The organism is Streptomyces sp. NBC_00028, from assembly GCF_045041065.1.
GTDB lineage: Bacteria > Actinomycetota > Actinomycetes > Streptomycetales > Streptomycetaceae > Streptomyces.
On record NZ_CP108293.1, the window covers coordinates 232,185 to 250,670 of the forward strand.

Sequence of the window (18,486 nt, forward strand, 5' to 3'; positions counted from 1 at the left end):
CACGAGGCGGTCCGGCCTGCAGTGCGACGTGATGCTAACCAGCGTTCCTGTCCACGAAATGCGCATAGCAGGCATCAGTGATTTATAAGGATGAACCGGCGCCTCAGGTTGCCACGACGGGGCGGCTTCCCGGGGCACCGGGGTTCAGCCGGTCACCTGCTCGTCCTTGGCCAGCGCCTCGGTCCGCTCGGTGACGGTCTTCCGCAGCGTGCTGACAGCGGTGTCCAGCGCTTTGGAGTCGGCTCCCGCGGCGCGGGCCTCGTCCGCGATCTCCGCCAAGTTCTCGGCCGCGGCGTTCGACCCGAAGAACTGCTGGTACAGCTTGCGGTACGCCTTCTTGTAGATGGCGTCGAAGGCGTCGTTGTCCAGGAACTTCGTCTTGAGCACATGCCCGGACGAAAAACCACCGCCACCCCGGTCACCCTCGCCGTCCCCCTGCATCCCTCCCGGGAATCCTGAGGGCAGGTCGGTCGGCATCCCTGACGGCATGCCCTGCGAGGCCCCCTCCTGCTGACCGTTCCCGCCCGTGGCGGCGCCACCGGAACCCGTACCACCACCGGCACCCGCTCCTGCTCCGCCGCCGAAGCCACCCATGCTGATGGTGTCGTCGGGACCCGCGGTCGCGTCGCCGCTGAAGGTGAGGTTGTAGTCCCAGCCCATGACCGAGAACTTCTTGGTGTCCAGGTCGTACCAGAGCAGATAATTCTTGCCCGGTCCGGCCATGTCGTCGAAGTTCAGGAGCAGGTTCTGCGAGGCGATATAGGTGGCGAGCGAGTCGACGTCCACGTACTTGTGGAGGTCGCGGGCGAACTCCTCGTCCGAGGCGCTGTTGACCCACTTGATCAGCTTCATGACCGGTTCGAGGTCCTGGCTGCCCTTTTTGTTGAGCTGCTTGAAGGAGGTCTCGTAGTCGGTCGGGTCGTCGCCCTTGTAGTCGAAGCTGCCGCCCGCCCGCGCCTTGTACATCACACCGTTGCTGTTCTCACCAGTTGCCGAGGCGTAGTCGGTGTCGGGGTTCTCCACCATGAGACGGGTGGCGGTGGGCCGGTCGTTCACCTTCAGTGCCGTGAAGCCGTAGCGCTCGGCCTGCTGCCCGCTCTCCTCGGTCAGCGACAGCGACAGTGCCTCGTTCAGAGGCACCTCGTCATTGCTGCCCGGGCGCAGCGAGATCTCTCGCTCGCCCTGGTAGGCACGCCCCTCGACATACTCATCGATCTTGATGAGCCAGGGCAGTTCCTCGGGCTTGTCGGCGGACAGGTCGTACTGCATGATCCCGCCCATGCCGCCGCCCATACCTCCTGCGGCGGCGCCGCCACCGCCGCCGTTGCCCTGGCGAGCGCCCTGCGGGGCGTCCGGCATTCCCTGGCCGCCACCAGGCATGCCGGAACCGCCACCCCGCAGGGACATCAGTGTGGAGTTGCCCTTGAGACGGATCCCGACGTCATTGAGGTAGACCCCGTCGATGGTGAGGTCAGCCTCGATGTAGTCCTTGGTGCCGTCCTCCTTGAACTCCTTCATCATCTTGTCGAAGTCGGTCTGGCTGTACGACAGTTGGATCGAGTGCGTGGCCGACGTGTCGTACAGGCCCACCGTCCCCTGCACGTTGTCGGTGATGGCATCCGCCTCGACGCGCGAGGACGACGTGACGTACGGGGAGATCCGTGCGTCGCCGACGAAGTAGACCATCGCCGCGAGACCGATACCCAGGGCCGCGCCCGGCTTCCAGTGGTGGCGCAGCCGGACCGGGATCCGGTCCCGCAGCCGCCGCCTCCTGTGGTCGTCCGCCGGCATCACAGATCCGTGGTGTCGTAACCGGTGAGCACCGTGACCCGCTGACCGGACGTGCGCTCCTGCAGGGCGCTGACCAGGTCGCCGGGCTCGGCACCCTTCTTCAGGCGCACGGTGTAGAAGATCTCGCTGAGCGCGCCGCCGCGTATGGTCTCCGTGCTGACCAACTCGAACTCGCTCGTGTACTTGATGAGGACGTCGCGGATCTGCGGGGTGTAGTCGTCTCCGGCCGGAACCTGGACCTTGACGACCTGACGCTGCACGTTGAGTGCGAACCAGTTGAACTTGAACATGACGAGGATGACGGCACAGATCACGACGGCGCCGACCGCGGCCAGTGTGTAAAAGCGCGCACCGCAGGCCATGCCGATCGCCATGGCCAGGAAGATGAAGCCGACGTCCCGCGTCTCCTTCACCGCGTTGCGGAAGCGGACCACGGACAACGCGCCCACCAGCGAGAACGCACGTGCCAGGTTCGATCCGACGACCAGCATGATCAGCGCGACGATCATGCCGACGATGATCAGGGTCTGGACGTAGGACTGGCTGTAGGAAACATTGCGGTGCGTGTACCGGTACACGTAACCGATCAGCGTGGACAGAACGAAGGACAGCAGCATCGCCGCCACGACGTCGGTCACGCTGAACGTGCCGCTGAGTTCCTGCAGATCGAAATTCACTGTGCTCCTACCTTCAGCGGCGCGTCCTGCTGCGCCGGATGTTCTTCAGTGGGGGTGGGTGGCGGGTAGTCCGCCTCGTTGACATGGAAGACCGAGCGCGGCGCGAGTCCGAACGCCTCGATGGACTGGACGTACTTGGAAACCCGGATCAGGTTGAGGTTGCGGCGCGCCGCCAGATCGGTGATCCAGTGGGGAGTGCGCTCGTTGACCTTGATCTCCATGACCGACAGGTGCGGCGGGATCGTGAACCGGTTCTCGGGCGTGGGGGTGCCGAAGTGGAAGTCCCGGTCCCGGCCCCGGATGCGCCGGTCGAAGGTGACCCGGAGCCCGGTGTCGGCGTCCCGGCCGACGAAAGCCTCGCGCTGGTAGCCGGTGATCGCCGTGGGCTTCAGATTGAGCCGGATGACGAGTTCGAGCACCTCGTGGATGAAGGCGCGCTCCTTCGGCGAGTGCTCCACCAACTCCCGGTCGTCGCACAACTGCCGTGCGACGCCGTAAGGGAGCATGATGCGGCGCTTCTGGGTGACCCGGTTGACGCGCTGCTTGATCTCCACGCACACCATCGAGTCATCAGTGACACCGTCGAGGTTTCCGTAATGCCGGATACGCAGCTTGCGCCGGAACTTCAGACCCTCGATCTTCTCCCAGTAGAAACGAAGCTGAGGGCTGTCGTAGTACAGGCTCCACACCCCGTACCCTCCGACCGGACTGTGCAGATCGGAGTCCATCCGCTCGGCCAGCTCATCGCGGATCTCCGCCGCTTGCTCGACCGGTACCAGGTACTTCAGCTCGAACCGGTTGAACGCGTGCAGCCGACTCGCCACATGCAGCGGCTCATCGTCGTCCTGCTCTTTCTGCGCGGCGGCTGCCGTCGACAGGTACACCATGCGCCTCCTCCATCGTGCTTCGCGGGCCGACCGGTCAGCAGCAGGCAACCAACGGCGCATGAGACGCCTATGAGAATCGTGGGTGCATTGCGGGAGACTTCCAGATGTACGCAAGGTGAACACCGGGACGGCAGTGCCGTGTAGCCCCGGCACAGGCGTAGTGCGTATCGGCAGGGCAAGCCGACGCGGGAGGGAATTGACCACATCCCTGCGGGCCGGCCCTGATCCGCGAGAGGGCGGGCCAGGCGCTTCGGACCATCTTCACCGCGGTGCACGGAGGGGCACTTCAGCTGAGGGGCGTCCACCGCTCACCGAAGCGACGTCAATGTTGGCCCGACCTGACGGCGAAGATGATGTCCCACGTGTTGAGGGTCCATGTCGATCAGCCGTCCGACCGAGTCCGCGACCCGCGTTAACGACGATAGGCGACACGTCGTCGTCGGCGAGTTGGCATCGAGCGCCCGGGCCGCGTCGAGGTCGGCGACGTCACGCACCGCCGCGCGCGCCCGGAGCCCACGCCTTAGAGGTCGTAGCAGAAGCCGGTTGATCATGTGACTGTCGGTGCGGTGGTTCGTTGGTTCGGTCGTGGGGAAGCACCAACCGAGGCCGTGGATCGTCTCGGATGAACTGTGGTCGTTGATCGAGCCGTTGTTGCCCGAACCGGGTCCGAAGTTGGTGGCGGGCCGACCGCGGGTCCCGGACCGGCAGGCACTGTGCGGCATCCTGTTCGTGCTGCACACCGGGATCCAGTGGGAGTACTTGCCCAGGAGCTTGGTTTCGGCTCGGGTATGACTTGCTGGCGTCGTCTGGCGGCGTGGAACGAGGCGGGTGTGTGGGATCGGCTGCACCAGGTGCTGCTGAGGAAGCTGCGGTCGGAAGAAGCTGGACTGGTCGCGGGCGGTGATCGACTCCTCTCACGTGCGGGCGGCCCGGCGCGGCCCAAAAGCGGTCCCAGCCCGGTCGGTCGCGCACGTCCGGGCAGCAAGCACCACGTCCTCACTGACGGGCAGGGCATTGCGCTTGCCGTGTCGCTGACCGGCGGCAACCGCAACGACGTCACCCAGCTGCTGCCGTCGCTGGACAAGGTCCCGGCCGTGGCCGGCGTCGTGGGCCGGCCCAGACACCGGCCCGACATGCTCTTCGCCGACCGCGGCTACGACCACGACAAGTACCGGCGGCTGCTATGGCAGCGCGGCATCCGCCCCGTCATCGCCGCACGCGGGCAGCAACACGGCACGGGCCTGGGCAGCTTCCGCTGGGTGACCGAGCGGACAATCTCCTGGCCCCATGGCTTTCGGCGCCTGCGGATCCGCTGGACGAGACGAGACGAGACGACATCCACGAAGCCTTCCTCGGCATCGCCGCCTGCCTCATCACGTACCGCCACGTCCAACGACTTCGTTAGGACCTCTAAGCGCTCAAAAGGGCCGGTTGCTCGTCAGCTCCAGGGAGATGCGATGAGCCAGCTGGTGTCCTGGGCCCATGACGTCGTGGAGTCCCACGTGTTGGTGCCGCCGTTGCCGGCGATGTAGGCCGTGTAGTTGTAGTGGCGGATGTACTTCGTCCGGAAGTTGAAGGACTGGAACGACGTGCCGACTCCGCTGTTGCCCGTGGTGGGGCAGAAAGTGGCGTCCTTCGCGAACGCGCCACCGCCGTCGTCGAAGTTCAGGTTGAGCTGGTAGTTGAAGTGGCGCAGGAACTGGCCCGGTTTGTCGGCGGACTCGAAGGACAGGCAGGACGTGTTGGCCAGTCCGGCGCGGACGATCCAGGTGGCGTCGGCCTTGTCGGTGGCCGAGCTGGCGGAGGTGATGTTGGAGATGACGACCTTGGTGTCGGCGTCGTTGTGGCGCAGGTAGTGCGAGGTGCAGCAGGGCGAGGTGGTGGCCTGCAGGGAGATCCGGGAGCCGGGGGTCAGTGAACCGGTGCTGGTTGAGCCGCTGTTGTAGCCGGCGGCGGTGATGTTGGCCTGGACGGCGTTCTCGGTGGCGTCGGAGGGGTAGCCCTGGGTCATGACGCCTTCGTAGAAGGTGCCTTGCGCCCACTTGCTGTTGTCACCTCCGATGCCGAGGATGATCGCGCCTTCCTTGTGCATCGGGTTGTAGCCGGAGACGGTCGGGCGTATGCCGTTGTAGTAGGTGGACAGGCCGCCCGACTGGGCGTCGCCGCCGCGGATGGCCCACTGGTTCGGGCCGCCCTTGAGCATGGCGGTCAGGAATCGGTTGTCGACGCTGGGGTCATTGGCGTTGAAGCCGCGGTTGACCCCGGAGAACAGGCCGTTCTCCAGGTCGGCCATGACCCAGGGGCCGTTGCCGCTGCCCCAGCCCCACCCCTTGCTGTTGCCGAAGTAGAGGGCCTCCATGTGGCCGTTGCCGGTGTCCAGGTTGTTGGTCTCGGCGTTGCCGTAGTCGAAGCAGCAACCGCCGTTGAAGTGCTTGCCGTTGAAGATGGCGTACATGCCCTCGGGCTGGTCGCCGGTGGCGATTCCGTTGGTGTTGTTGTTGCGGTAGCCGGTGCCGGGCGCCACGTAGACGCCGTACGCCTTGTGCCCGCCGACGGTGACCGGGGCCTCGACGGCGTTGGCCAGGTTGTCCGGCCCGCCGGCGGCTCCACCCCCGGGTGCCTGGGTGAGGTGGTTGCCCTTGGGCGACTGGTCGTAGATCACTGTGATGACGCAGCTGGTGTTCGCGCAGAAGGAGTCCTGCTGCGCGGCGTCGGCGTATCCGCCGGCGCTCAGCAGGCCGATGTCCTTGGTCGCGTTGTCGGAGGCACGCTTGACCTGGTACAGCGGGCCGTTGTACGCCCCGTACAGGGCGCGGGTGGTGCTGTGCGCCGCGACGCAGGGGGTGTTGCCCGCGGCGTAGATGTCGCACGGCCCCTGGGTTGCAGCCTGCGAGGGGGTGGCTGTGGCGGTGAGCACACCGGCGGCGAGCGCGGCGGTGGCACCGGCCGCGAGCAGCGCGCGTCTGACGCCGCGTATCCACAGTGGCTTGATCATGAAGAGCCCCTTCAGAGAGTGGGGTGTGATGCGTCGAGGCACCCTCGGTGTCCGGTGGTGCGGACGGCGCGGGTTTCCTCGACGCTGCCGGGCCCGGTGCCGGAGTCGGCTCTCATCGGCACCGGGCCCGGTGCTGGTTGCCCGCCGGCTCCAGGGGAAGCGGCGAGTCAGTCGGCGTGCTGTGCCTACGGCGTCGGGTGGTCCCCGGCGATGTCCGGCAGCGGATCTGCCCGTGCGCGGACATCAGCCGGCTTCGGCCGACCCGGATGCCGCCGCCGGCGTACTGCGGGAGGTGCTGCCGCTCGCCCCCTGGCGGACCAGGGTCGGCAGCAGTCGCCTCCCGGTGTCCTCGGCGCGTCCCGTGTCCCTGTCGACGTGGGGTCAGCTCGCCACACGGAAGGTGGCGTCGCCGCGTCCCGTCGCGGTGGTGATCGGGTCGAGGCGCAGCTCGTAGGCGTAGTGGCGGATGTAGCGGTCGGGGTAGTTGTACGACTGGAACGATGACCAGCCGGCGTCGGCGAGGCCGGTGACCTTGCGGAAGGTGGCGTCCGCGGCGAACTGGGTGGTGCCGTCGTTGTGGGCGAGCTGGAAGTCGTAATTGGAGTGGCGCAGGAAGTAGCCGGGCATGTTCACCGACTCGAAGGAGACGGTGCCGGTGCCGGCGAGGCCGGGGCGCAGCCGGAACTGGGCGTCCTCGGCGGGGCTCACGTTGGGATCGATGCGCACGTCGAAGTTGGTGTGGCGCACGTACCGGTCCTGGAAGTTGTACGACTGGAGCCGCTGGGCGGGGGTGTTGGGCCAGCGGGTGAGGACGCGGCTCTCCTCGGCGGCGGTCAGGTTCATGATCCAGCCGTGGCGCTTCTTCGTGCCGCCCATGCTGTAGGTTCCCGAAGCCTGCTTCTGGTAGGAGGCGGGATTGGACGGGTCGGTGGTCAGGACCGGCATGTAGCCGCCGCCGGAGGCGTACTGGTCGAGGTAGAGGGCCCACTTGTTGGTGCCGTTGAACTTCATCCACATCGGGCCCTCGACCATCGACCCGGTCAGGCCGATGCCGGAGAGGTCGCCGAGCCTGGTCCAGGTTCCGAGGATGGAGTTGCTGCCCTCAAGGGTGATCTGGCCGTCGCCGGAGGCCCGCACGTAGCGGTAGTTGCCCACTCCGGCGGGCATCTCGATGATCTGGGTGTCGATGATCTCCTGCGTGCCGGGTCGCTCGATGTAGGTCTGCGGGGTGGTGATGGTGCGGAAGTCGCTGGTGTGGGCGGCGTAGATGCGGTGCTTCGTCTTGCCGTTGAGGGGCACGTTCGTCGCCCAGTACAGGACGTAGTCGTTGCTGGCCGGGTCCCAGATCGCCTCGGGTGCCCAGGCGTTGCGTCCGTCGGGGATCGCGCCGGCGACGTTGAGCAGCCGAGGCTGCGACCAGGTGACCAGGTCCGTCGACTCCCACACGACCAGGTTGCGGCTGCCGTTGTTGATGGAGTCCGTCCAGCTCTGCCCGCAGTCGATGCACAGGTCGGTCGCGATGATCCAGTACTTGCTGCCGTCGGGGGATCTCACGAATGCGGGGTCGCGCACTCCCTTCGTGCCGACCGTGGAGCGCAGGACCATCCCGCCGCCGTTGAGGTCGTTCCAGTGCACGCCGTCCGTGCTGTGCGAGAGGTACATCTGCTGGTTGGTCGCCCCTTCACCGGTGAAGTGCACCATCAGGTAACCCGGATCGGCTGCGTCGGCCTGTTGGGGTGCGGTCAGGGCCTGGCTGGCGAAGAGGAGGCATGCGGCGAGCAATATCGCCGTCAGCCGGGCGCGGAGCGCGGACATGTGGATCTCCTGTCTTCGTGAAGGTGCCACTGTCGGGAAGAGCGGGGTGGCGGGGGAGCTCGTCTCGGTGGGGGGGACAGGACGGTTACCGCACGATCCGGAAGGGGGCTGTCCTCAGAGGGCTCCTGTTCTCTGCGGTCCGGCACGGCGGTGGCAGCCTTCGGAATTGCTGCGATATCAGCGGTGGTGACCGAGTTGCGGCCTCAGCCAACCGGGATTGGATAGGCCCTGAAGTGCGGGATATCGAACAACGTTCGTAGAATCGGGCAGACATTAAGTGGGGGAATCAGGAGGCGTCAATACATCCGACAATCCATGGGCCTTTCATGGCACGCGTCGGCCAACTCGTCGGTCGCTCTTTGACCAAGGCGTTGACAGGGGCAGGCGCAGGATCTATGGTCTGGTCGAATTCACGAACGGCGTTCGAAACACCGGGAGTTCGGCAAGGGGCATGAGCCCCGCGGGGGTGTCACGCCCGGGCGTCCCGGCCACGGCGAGCTTCCCGGAGACCTTCTCCTCGAAGACTCTGACGCAGATTCATCGGTCTCCGACGCGCAACCCCTGTGGCAACGGGGAGCTCGAAGGCGCTGGCTGATCCGCGTCATGGAGCAAGCCACGCATGCACTCCACAGAGGCGGCAGCGTCATCGCCCTCACTCATTTCACTGCTTCGGTCCTGCCGGCCTGAAAGCCGCGCAGATACGCCATCAGTGCCTCTGGCTGATACTCCGCGATGAAGCGCCAGTACCGACACGGTGAGCCGACGGCCCTCGGCGGCGTCGTTGTCGTCGAGGGCGATGTCCTGGTGCATGGCGCGGTAGTCGTCGAAGCTCGCGCGTAGGGCGCCGGGGCGGAAGAACGCACGGACGTGGCCGTCCGCCGTCTCACCGGTGGCTACCGGGGCACCGCACTCATCCCCCTGGTTCCGCTGGAGACCGCGTGACCGCCCCGCTGCGCGTCGTCGTCGCCGACGACCAGGCCCTGGTCCGCACCGGCTTCCGGATGATCCTCACCGCGCACGGCATCGACGTGGTCGCCGAGCCGGCCAACGGCATCGAGGCCGTGGAAGCGGTCCGGCGGGCCCGGCCCGACGTCGTCCTGATGGACATCCGGATGCCCGAGCTGGACGGCCTGGAGGCCACCCGCCGCATCCTGGACGGTGCCACGGACGCGCCGCGGGTGATCATCCTGACCACGTTCGACCTCGACGAACTCGTCTACGCGGCCCTCTCCGCCGGGGCCAGCGGCTTCCTCCTCAAGGACGTCACCCCCGAACACCTGGTCTCCGCCGTCCGCATGGTCCGCACCGGTGACGCCCTGCTCGCCCCCACCATCACCCGCCGCCTCGTCGAGCGATACGCCCGCCAGGCCGCGGCCACCTCCGAGGCGTACGTCCCACAGGCCCCGGTCTCCGACGCCGCGGCGCTCCACCGCGACCTGACCATGCTCACCCGACGTGAACTCGAAGTCCTGCGCCTGCTCGCCCAGGGCCTGAGCAACGCCGAACTCGCCCATCGCCTGCACCTCGCCGAGACCACCGTCAAGACCCACGTCGGCCGCGTCCTCGCCAAACTCCAGCTCCGCGACCGTGTCCAGGCCGTCGTCCTCGCCTACGAGACGGGACTGGTCAGCCCCGCCTCGCACCGGATCACGCCGGTCGGCGCGGACGACTGGATGACCGGCGCCGACGACAGCCCCTGACCTCCCGCCCGCGCCTGGAGGAGGCCCTCTATGCTGGCGCTCGGCGAGACAGGGGGAGGTCAGCCGGTGGACTGGTTCTGGTGGGTTCTCATCATCTTCTGGACGGGCGGCTTCGCATGGGCGGCCGACACCCTCCGCACCGCACTGCGCAATCGGCATGAGCGGAAACTGCAGTTGATGGAGGCGGCGCACCAGGAACGCCTGGCCATCGAGTCGGCGAACAAGCCGCCGGAGCCGGTGTGCGGCTGCACGCACCACCTGGCCAAGCACGACAAGCAGGGCCGGTGCCACGAGCGCGTCGAAGTACCGACGGCCTGGGACGAGGACAAGAAGCCGCTGCACTACGAGGCCGGCCAGTGCAACTGCCAGCAATACGTGGGACCGCAACCTCTGTCGCACGTGTTCGCGGAGGATCTGACGGACCGCCTGTGACCGGGACGGCGGTGCGGCCGGGCCGGCCGGTGTGGGTCCGGTGCTGTGTGGCGGCGTACGCCATCGGCTTCCTGGAAGGAACAGGAGCGCACGCGTACTTTCTGGCGACAGACGGGCTGAGCGCCTACAACTACGCCCCGATGCCCGTCCAGCTGCTCTTCCACGCGCTGCTGCCGCTGGATCTGCTGGTCGCTGTTCTGGTCATGCGGGGCCGGCCGGTCGCACCGTTGCCGGCCGCCGCGGTCATGCTCATGGACCTGGCCGCGAACTGGAGCATCCAGGCGGACGAGGTCCTCGCGCACCCGACGGCCTACCTCCGTCCCGTCGGGCTGCTGCCCATCACCCTCTTCGGCCTCTTTGTCGTCGCCACCGCCCTGCCACTGCGCCGGAGCCTGTAGCCCGTCGTCGGGCCGGGTGACAAGGCTGGCTATGCTGCCGCGAATGACTGCAGTGGACATGAAGAAGTCGCAGGCCAGGACCGTGAATCGGGGGACATACTTCCTGTTCACGCTCGTCGTGGTGGGGATCGGCTGGATCATCGCCGCGGTCAACACCGGGATCGCGTATCTCGCCCTGGGCATGGATGTGATCCCGATCATCACCGGCTTCGTCGGGTGCCTCGTCTTCGTGATCCTCATGCGCTTCCTGCACCACGCGTGGTGGCTGGCCGTTCTCTCGGTCCTGCCCGCGGTGTTCGTCCTCGTCGGCTCGGTCCAGTACGCCCCCGAAGCCGCGCTGGACCACCGGGGCGTGCGCGAGAAGGTCCGCATCACGGCCGACAGCGCCGCCCGGGACGGCGGCTCGAACCACCGCTTCACCCTCGTCGGTCCCTCCGGCGACAAGCTCACGGAGACGCTCGACTACGACGGGAGCGCCCCGGACTGGGGAGTCGGCGACCGGCTCACGGTCGTCCGTGACCCGGAGGGAGTCGTCCCCATGGAGGCGGTCTCCGATGTCGACCCCGATGGCCGACTCGGCTCGCTGGCCATGGGCGTCGTCGGTTGGACGGGCCTCGCGCTGCTGGCCGGCCGACGCGGTTTCGTTCGACGCCGGGCGGGTCGGCGCCCCGCCGTCGAAGACCTCGCCTGAAGCGCCCCGGCCGCCGCGCGATCCGGGGGCCGACCCCCATCCGCCACGCAGGCCCGGTGACGTACTACTTGCTGACGGCCAGGCGCATCAAGGCGTGCTCGTCCCCCTCCTTGATCATGCCCTTCGTGTTGATCACTCAAGCTTCCAACTGGCGTCGACCCGCACCGCCTTGGCCACGGCACACTCGTTGTCCTGGGAGGGCAGACTCGGCCAGATGCCGGCACCTACTGAGAGCTGCCGCCGGTCGCGTCGTAGACCCTGCTCTTCGGGCGGAAGCCCATGGATTCTGCCCTTCTCGATCGTTGCTGTGCCGCTACGCGGCACCGGGTTGGGCCAGGAATTTCCTGCTACATCGCGCTGCGCCGGGATTGCTCCTGGTCTTCCCAGCGCTCCGCAGGCCGATGCCGCCAGTCCGGCGGCCATCCTCACGTTGATCGCGGCGTGGTGGTCCCGCCCGTGGACCACGCCGCAGGCGGCACACGTCCCCTCCCGGACGTGGCGGGGCTTGGCTCCGTCCGTGAGGCCGCAGGTGGTGGAGACTCCGCACCCCGGCGCCATCGAGGTGGCCGTCCACGACGGCGAGCGGCACGGGGGGCCGCGCATGCGCACCTGTCCTCAACACCGGCACCGGGGGCTTCGCCGACCCAGGGTCAACCTCCTCGTCCACACCACGACGGACACCTGCCGGGACCCGGTTGGCGGGCGAATATAATCTGCCTCGTGTCGAAGCCTGACGAACTGCTGGTTGACCTCGCCACCCTGGTGGAGTCCGGCCAAAGCAATCAGATGTCCCTGACCGTGGTCACCGGTGGCGCTGTCATCACCGGTCGCCTGGCTCCGGAAGCAGTGTGGCGACAGAGGGTCTCGGAGGTACTGACGGATTCCGCCCACGTGGGCGAGTTCGCCACTGCCTTCAACACCCCCGCGACGAACGGACCGCCCACACATCTGCACTTCCACGTCGCCCGGATCCTGCAGGGCGCCATGGGAATCCCCGAGACAGGCGGAATGTACCGCGTTGCGATCGAGGACGTCAGCGCCTGGACCGTAGGCGACTTCAGCTACTCCGACCACTGAACAGCGGCATCGGGAACCGCTGCACGCTGTGGAGCCCGACCGGCGTACCGGTCGGGCTCACACTGCAGGTCAGATGTCGGCCTGTGCCGGTTTGCCCGGTCGGACCGTCACGGTGCCGAGCTGAGTCATGGCCCGGGGGACATCGGCGGCGCCGAAGCCACGGCGATCCTGGCGGGTGATGACGCAGCGCATGTGGCCTTACTCGTCGCGCTTCGCAGCGCACCGAGCCGGCGGGAGCGCATCGGGTGCTCGGCTTCGAGAAGGGGCGGCGTCGGCCTCGGGATGAGGCACTGCGTTGGGGACATTGGGCCACCGGTGCGCTGATGACCACCGGGATGCCGGACGGGGCGGGGGCGCCGGTGATCCGGCTCGGGGCTTCATCGCCCGAGCGGATCTGGGTGGTCTTCGGCCAGAATCCGGCGTCCGCCATGAGGCGGACCATGCCTCGACGCTGGTTCGGTGTGCCGAAGGTGACGACGCTGCCGGATTCGCCGACGCGGGCGGCAAGCCGCTACCGGAGGGGACGGTGGTGCGAAAGCCGCAGCGGTGAAGAGGACCGGGGCGCATATCGAGTCGTGACCATCGGGTGGTCCTGGTGAGGTCCTTGATCCAGATCATCGAAGCGTGCGGGTGGAGACCGGCGAGGTAACTGTCGGGAGCCTTGTCGAATCGGGTGTCTCACCGTCCCAGTCGGCGCCTCCTGGGACGTCATGCTCTGGGGCGGGTGAGGCACGTGGAGCCGACGCGAGCCGACCGGTGCGCTGATGTCCGGGCGGGGGCGCGTGGGTCATGGTCCGGCATCCGGCTCAGGTCGCGGGGAGGATGCGGCGCGTTTCGTAGGCCCACATCGCGATCTCGACCCGGTTCCGGGCGCCGAGTTTGGCCATCAGGCTGGCCAGATGCGTTTTGACCGTGCTGAGGCTGATGTGCAGGGCATCGGCGATCTCGGTGTTGGTCAGCCCGCGAGCGACGGCGAGGAGCACCTGCTCTTCGCGGGCGGTGACGGGGGCGACCGGCTGGGCCGCCGGCCGGCCGGCGGGCAGGTCCGCGAAGGCCTGGAGCAGACGGACGGTGACGCTGGGCGCGATGAGCGCCTCCCCGTCGGACGCCGATCGTACGGCCTGGGCCAGAAGGTCGGGTCCCGTGTCCTTGAGGAGGAATCCGCGGGCGCCGGCACGTAGTGAGCCGTAGACGTACTCGTCGAGGTCGAACGTGGTGATGACGACCACGACCAGCGGGTCGGCGATGCCCGGGCCGGCGACCAGCCGGGTGGCCTCGAGCCCGTCGATCCCGGGCATGCGGATGTCGAACAGGCAGACGTCGGGGCGCAGTTCGCGGGCAAGGCGGACCGCTTCGTGTCCGTCGGCGGCCTCGCCGACCACCTCGATGTCGGGCTGGGCGTTGAGCATGATCCGCAATCCGGTGCGGATGATGGTCTGGTCGTCAGCGACGAGGACGCGAATGGACACCGCTCTCGCTCCTCGCTCTCGGCAGTTCGGCTTCGACATGCCAGCCCCGGTCGGCGCCGGGGCCGGCTCGTAGTGTGCCGCCGAGCAAGGTCGCGCGCTCGCGCAGTCCGGTAAGTCCGTATCCGTCGCGACCCCGGCCGGTGCGGCGGCCGTTGTCGTGCACGTTCACCCGTACCGTGTGCCGTTCCGCGGCGACCCGGACGACGAGCTCGGTCGCGTCGACCGCATGACGCAGCGCGTTGGTCACCGACTCCTGCACGATCCGGTAGACGGCCGCGTCAACGGCCGGGGGCAGCACGTCCAGTTCACCGTCGAGCCCAAGGTCGACCCTGAGTCGACCACCCGGGGTGCGCACCAGGCGCTCCAGATCCGCGACTCCGGCAGGGGGCGCCAGCTCGGCGCCGACCCCGCGGTCGCGCAGTGCGGCGACCATGGCACGCATTTCCTCCAGCGTGCGCGCGCCCTCCTCCTCGACCCCCTCCAGCGCCTTGACTGCGGCAGAGGGGTCGGTGTCCGCGAGTACCCCGCCCGCCTGGGCGATGATGACCATGGCCGACACGTGGTGGGCCACCGTGTCGTGCAGTTCCCGGGCGAGCTGCTCTCGCTCGCGGGAGCGCACCTGGTCCAACTGCCGCTCGCGAGCGGTCAACCAGAACCGCACGGCAGCCCCGAACACGCCGGGCATCAGCAGGAAGACGAAGCCCACGATGTTCTCGACGACCGGTGTCTCGTCCGTGACGGAACACAGCGCGCCGGTCGTGAGGATCGCCGCGCCGCCCAGCACGATCTCGCGTCCCGATCCCCACCGGGGCAGCGCGTACACCAGCACGAGTACGACCATGCCGGTGTACAGGCCGACGGGCTCGCGCGCAGCGGCGACCAGTGAGGCCACCTGAAGCAGGGCCATCGAGCCGAACGCCATCGTCACCATCGCCAGCGGGCGGGTCCGGCGCCACAGGGGCAGCAGGCACAGCCATACGGCGAACACCACCGCCACCGGCCGCCAGACGACGTTCTCGCGCAGGGTGGCCTCCAGCACCACACCGCCCAGGCCCGCGGCGAGCAGTACCCAGTCCCGCCACACCCGGGCGGGCGCGTCGGGCGGCCGGGGTTCGGTCCACAGGGTTCGCAGGTCTTGTGGCAGCACGGTTCTCAGCCTAGGGACCGCGGCGTGCCGCGCATCGGCCGAAAGGACGGTTCGTCACTCCGCCCGGGGGCCGAGGGATCGGCGGCCCGCGGGCCGATGCCGCGGAACGCCGTAGCGGCGAGCCTCGGCATCGGTGGCCGTACAGGACGGCCGACGAGGTGGTTGGAGGACCCCGATGCTCTCGACAGCCCTGTTGCGTCTGGGCACTGGTGCCGCCCGCCATCCCTGGCGGGTGATCGCGGCATGGCTGATCGCCGCCACGCTCGCCGTTCTCGCCGCGATCGCCTTCGGCGGGCGGACCGCGGACTCGATGACCGCTCCGGGACTGGACTCAGGGCGGGCCGCGGAACTGATCGAGCGGGCCGGCACCGGTCAGGAGGGGATGACCGCCCAAGTGGTCGTCACCCCCCTCGACGACGGGGCGACGTTCTTCGACCATGGCAGCGCGCGCACCGCTCTGGCGCGGCTGCAGACCGAGGTGAAGCTGTTGCCGCACGTGCTCGGCACGAGCGACCCGGCGGGGGCACTCGACGTACGCGGGGACACCGCCGTGCGCGGCGGCCTTGTCTCGGCCGACGGGCGGATCGCGGTCGTTCGGGTGCAGTATCCCGAGCAGAGCCGGCTGTCGGGCAAAGACCTCGACGCCCTCGTCGATCTCGGCGATCGGCTGCGTGCCGAGTTGCCCCTGCGCGTCGAGATGGGCGGGAACCTCTTCTACGCCTTCTCCGACCCCGACGGCGGCGCGAGCGAGCTGGTCGGCCTCCTCGCCGCGGCCGCGATCCTGTTCCTGGCGTTCGGTTCGCTCATCGCCGCCGCGCTGCCGATCGGCATGGCGGTGTTCGGACTGACCGTCGGGGTTGCCACGATGACGGTACTGGCGGGGGTCACGGACGTCCCGACCTTCGCACCGGTCCTGGGCAGCATGGTCGGGCTCGGAGTGGGCATCGACTACGCGCTGTTCGTGCTCGCCCGGCACCGGGAGTACCTCGCGAGCGGGCTCGATCCCCACGAGGCGGCGGGGCGAGCGGTGGCCACGGCGGGCAGGCCCGTGGTCTTCGCCGGCGGCACCGTCGTCGTATCGATCCTCGGTCTGGCAGTCGCGAACGTGCCGTTCATGACGGTGGGCGGGCTCGCCGTCTCGATCGTCGTTCTGATCATGGTGCTCGCGTCGGTGACGCTGCTGCCAGCCTTCCTCGGCGCCGCCGGCCCACGCCTGGCCCGGGCCGGACGGATCGCCCGGGCTCTGCAGACCGGGAAGCTTCGCCGACTCGCACGGCCAGGGGACAGGGTGGCGGGCACCGCTCCCGCCACCGGGTGGCGTCGCTGGATCGGTCACGTCAGCCGGCACCCGCTGCCGTACGCGGTCGGCGCGGCGGGGCTGCTGCTGACCGCGACGCTGCCTCTGCTCGGCCTGCGCGTCGGCCTGCCCGACGACGGCTCACTGCCCCACAGCCGTACCGAACGCCGCGCCTACGACCTCGTCGCCGAGGGGTTCGGCCCGGGCACCAACGGTCCCCTCGTCATCGCCGCGGACCCTGCCGGTGATCCGGGAGTGCTGGACCGACTCGCCGGGGCCCTCGCGGCGGATCCGGGCATCGCATCCGTCGCGCCGACGCACATCGATCGGGCCACCGGCATCGCGACGCTCGTGGTGTTCCCGACCACCAGCCCTCAGGACAAGGCCACGACCGACACCATCGCCCGGCTGCGCACCGACGTGCTGCCCACGGCGATCGGGCACGGCCCGGCCAGGGCCCACGTCGGCGGCGCCGCCGCGAGCCTGTCCGATGTGGGCCAACGCACCAGCCGGCGCCTGCCGTTGTTCGTCGCCGCCGTGCTGGCGATGTCGTTCCTGCTGCTGATGCTGGTCTTCCGCTCGGTACTCGTACCGCTGAAGGCGGTACTGCTGAATCTGCTGAGCATCGGCGCGGCCTACGGCGTCATGGTCGCGGTCTTCCAGTGGGGCTGGGCAGGCGCACTCATCGGGCTGGAAGCGACGGTTCCGATCGTGTCGTTCATCCCGATGTTCCTCTTCGCCATCCTGTTCGGCCTGTCGATGGACTACGAGGTGTTCCTCCTCTCCCGCGTACGCGAGGAGTACCTGCGCACCGGCGACAACGGCACGGCGATCGTCGAGGGCGTCTCGCGCACCGCCCGGATCATCACCTCTGCCGCCCTCATCATGGTGGCGGTCTTCCTGTCCTTCGCCGTCGCCGAGGACCCCTCCACCAAGATGTTCGGACTCGGCCTGGCCACCGCGATCTTCATCGACGCCACGGTCGTACGCATGGTGCTGGTACCGGCGACCATGACACTCCTCGGTCGGACCAACTGGTGGCTGCCGAAGTGGCTGGACCGGATGCTTCCCCGCGGCCCGGTCGGCATCGACGACACCCACGCGGAATCCACGGGTGAGGCCCCGCGTTCACGGCTGGTCGACCGTTGACTCACCTCCTGCCCGCCCCCGGCGTCCGGCACCTCAGCGCGACGCCGAGGGCCTGTCTCTTCGGAGTACTCAAGGTCCACCAGGCTCGCTGACGATGCGGGTGATCTGGCGGGGTAAGGTGGAATTCCATGGCAATAAGCTCCGCCCTGTGGTCCTTCGCCCTAGTTGTAGGGCTCCTCACTCTGACTCCCGGACTCGACACGGCGCTGATCTTGCGCACGTCGGCACTCGGCCGGCGCAGGAGAGCCTGGGGCGTCGTCCTCGGAATCCAGACGGGCACCCTGGTGTGGGGTGCGTTCACTTCCCTCGGAGTGACCGCCCTTCTCACGGCCTCCCACCTCGCGTATACCGCGTTGCGCTGGATCGGCGCCGCTTACCTGATCTGGATGGGGGCTCGCATGCTCCGGGACACCTTCCGGGGACTGCCCACGGCAGACGCGGACGATTCCCTTCCGGCCGCTGGAGCAGACTCGGTCAGCGGTGGCTGGCGGCAGGGGACGCTCACCAACCTCCTGAACCCGAAGATGGGCGCCTTCTACGTCGCCGTCCTGCCCCAGTTCATCCCCCCAGGGACCGGCCACTTCACCATGGGCCTCCTGCTCACCACGGTGCATATTCTCATCGGTCTGCTCTGGTCTGCCGTACTCATCGGCTTTGCTCGCGTCTTGCAGGGGCGGCTCCGCAAGCCCCAGGCCCGCCGCCTGCTCGACCGGATCACCGGTACCGTCATCGGTGTTTTCGGCATCAGGCTGGCACTCAGCAACTGACGATGCGAAGGTCAGGGACCAGCGACCTGCTCAGCACCGGACCCAGATCAAGATGGACGCGATGTGGAGTGCGGCCTGGTAGGCGATGGCGAGTTTGTCCGTCCGCAGAGCCAGGCCGCACCCCTGCCCGAACAGGCCACGACAGACCTGCGCCGGCAGAGCCCCCGCCCCGAACCGCACGCATGACGCCTCAG

Annotated in this window: 16 protein-coding genes and 2 pseudogenes; 9 read left to right on the plus strand and 9 right to left on the minus strand. The window is 68.4% G+C overall.

The features are described from left to right. Positions 1-144 precede the first annotated feature (144 nt). The 3 genes from OG885_RS01115 to OG885_RS01125 are packed head-to-tail and all read right to left on the minus strand — an operon-like array spanning position 145 to position 3,355. Positions 145-1,791, minus strand: coding sequence for a CotH kinase family protein (locus tag OG885_RS01115; protein WP_405724543.1), 1,647 nt, complete (start codon positions 1,789-1,791; stop codon positions 145-147). Next, on the minus strand, positions 1,791-2,468 hold the full coding sequence (locus OG885_RS01120; RefSeq protein WP_405724545.1) for a DUF4956 domain-containing protein: 678 nt from the start codon (positions 2,466-2,468) through the stop codon (positions 1,791-1,793). The genes OG885_RS01115 and OG885_RS01120 overlap by 1 nt, the downstream gene beginning before the upstream one ends. Then, positions 2,465-3,355, minus strand: a complete 891-nt coding sequence (locus OG885_RS01125) for a polyphosphate polymerase domain-containing protein (RefSeq protein WP_405724547.1) — start codon at positions 3,353-3,355, stop codon at positions 2,465-2,467. Before OG885_RS01125 ends, OG885_RS01120 begins: the two co-directional genes overlap by 4 nt. Positions 3,356-4,030: 675 nt before the next feature. Between OG885_RS01125 and OG885_RS01130 the strand changes: the two genes are divergently transcribed. Both OG885_RS01130 and OG885_RS01135 read left to right on the plus strand, forming a co-directional pair. Further along, entirely contained in the window at positions 4,031-4,147 is a 117-nt protein-coding gene (locus tag OG885_RS01130; protein ID WP_405742526.1) for a transposase, read from the plus strand. Positions 4,148-4,185: 38 nt separating this feature from the next. Next, positions 4,186-4,887 (plus strand): transposase, encoded by a 702-nt coding sequence (locus tag OG885_RS01135; RefSeq protein WP_405724549.1) that lies wholly within the window; start codon positions 4,186-4,188, stop codon positions 4,885-4,887. On the opposite strand, the gene OG885_RS01140 is transcribed toward OG885_RS01135, so the two are convergent. Both OG885_RS01140 and OG885_RS01145 read right to left on the minus strand, forming a co-directional pair. Continuing rightward, a complete protein-coding gene (locus OG885_RS01140; RefSeq protein WP_405724551.1) occupies positions 4,794-6,350 on the minus strand; it encodes an alpha-L-arabinofuranosidase B in 1,557 nt (518 codons plus the stop codon). The genes OG885_RS01135 and OG885_RS01140 overlap by 94 nt on opposite strands. A 381-nt stretch (positions 6,351-6,731) precedes the next feature. Further along, on the minus strand, positions 6,732-8,165 hold the full coding sequence (locus tag OG885_RS01145; protein ID WP_405724553.1) for a glycoside hydrolase family 43 protein: 1,434 nt from the start codon (positions 8,163-8,165) through the stop codon (positions 6,732-6,734). Between the two features lie 938 nt (positions 8,166-9,103). Between OG885_RS01145 and OG885_RS01150 the strand changes: the two genes are divergently transcribed. The 4 genes from OG885_RS01150 (at position 9,104) to OG885_RS01165 (ending at position 11,386) form a co-directional block, all read left to right on the plus strand. Next, positions 9,104-9,865: a response regulator gene (locus tag OG885_RS01150; RefSeq protein ID WP_405724555.1), complete on the plus strand. Its 762-nt coding sequence runs from the start codon at positions 9,104-9,106 to the stop codon at positions 9,863-9,865. Positions 9,866-9,931: 66 nt separating this feature from the next. Next, positions 9,932-10,297, plus strand: coding sequence for a hypothetical protein (locus OG885_RS01155; protein WP_405742528.1), 366 nt, complete (start codon positions 9,932-9,934; stop codon positions 10,295-10,297). Then, positions 10,294-10,695, plus strand: a complete 402-nt coding sequence (locus OG885_RS01160; RefSeq protein WP_405724557.1) for a hypothetical protein — start codon at positions 10,294-10,296, stop codon at positions 10,693-10,695. Before OG885_RS01155 ends, OG885_RS01160 begins: the two co-directional genes overlap by 4 nt. A 43-nt stretch (positions 10,696-10,738) precedes the next feature. Further along, the gene (locus OG885_RS01165) at positions 10,739-11,386 is read left to right on the plus strand and encodes a hypothetical protein (RefSeq protein WP_405724558.1); all 648 of its coding nucleotides are present in this window, start codon (positions 10,739-10,741) and stop codon (positions 11,384-11,386) included. A gap of 64 nt (positions 11,387-11,450) precedes the next feature. Here OG885_RS01165 and OG885_RS01170 read toward each other — a convergent pair. Further along, a pseudogene (locus OG885_RS01170) lies at positions 11,451-11,646 on the minus strand (stress protein); the annotation flags it as partial. 460 nt (positions 11,647-12,106) lie between these two features. On the opposite strand from OG885_RS01170, the gene OG885_RS01175 reads away from it, so the two are divergent. Next, positions 12,107-12,463 carry a hypothetical protein gene (locus tag OG885_RS01175; RefSeq protein ID WP_405724560.1) on the plus strand — a complete coding sequence of 119 codons (357 nt, stop codon included), beginning with the start codon at positions 12,107-12,109 and terminating at the stop codon, positions 12,461-12,463. A 229-nt stretch (positions 12,464-12,692) separates the two neighbouring features. Here OG885_RS01175 and OG885_RS01180 read toward each other — a convergent pair. From OG885_RS01180 to OG885_RS01190, 3 genes and pseudogenes are all read right to left on the minus strand, one after another. Beyond that, positions 12,693-12,965, minus strand: a pseudogene (locus OG885_RS01180) (ATP-dependent helicase); the annotation flags it as partial. A gap of 304 nt (positions 12,966-13,269) precedes the next feature. Further along, positions 13,270-13,932: a response regulator gene (locus tag OG885_RS01185; RefSeq protein WP_405724562.1), complete on the minus strand. Its 663-nt coding sequence runs from the start codon at positions 13,930-13,932 to the stop codon at positions 13,270-13,272. Next, a complete protein-coding gene (locus OG885_RS01190) occupies positions 13,907-15,079 on the minus strand; it encodes a sensor histidine kinase (RefSeq protein ID WP_405724564.1) in 1,173 nt (390 codons plus the stop codon). The genes OG885_RS01185 and OG885_RS01190 overlap by 26 nt, the downstream gene beginning before the upstream one ends. 175 nt (positions 15,080-15,254) lie before the next feature. Between OG885_RS01190 and OG885_RS01195 the strand changes: the two genes are divergently transcribed. Continuing rightward, positions 15,255-17,525 (plus strand): MMPL family transporter, encoded by a 2,271-nt coding sequence (locus tag OG885_RS01195; RefSeq protein WP_405724566.1) that lies wholly within the window; start codon positions 15,255-15,257, stop codon positions 17,523-17,525. Positions 17,526-17,653: 128 nt separating this feature from the next. After that, positions 17,654-18,292 (plus strand): LysE family translocator, encoded by a 639-nt coding sequence (locus tag OG885_RS01200; protein ID WP_405724568.1) that lies wholly within the window; start codon positions 17,654-17,656, stop codon positions 18,290-18,292. Positions 18,293-18,486: the final 194 nt, after the last annotated feature.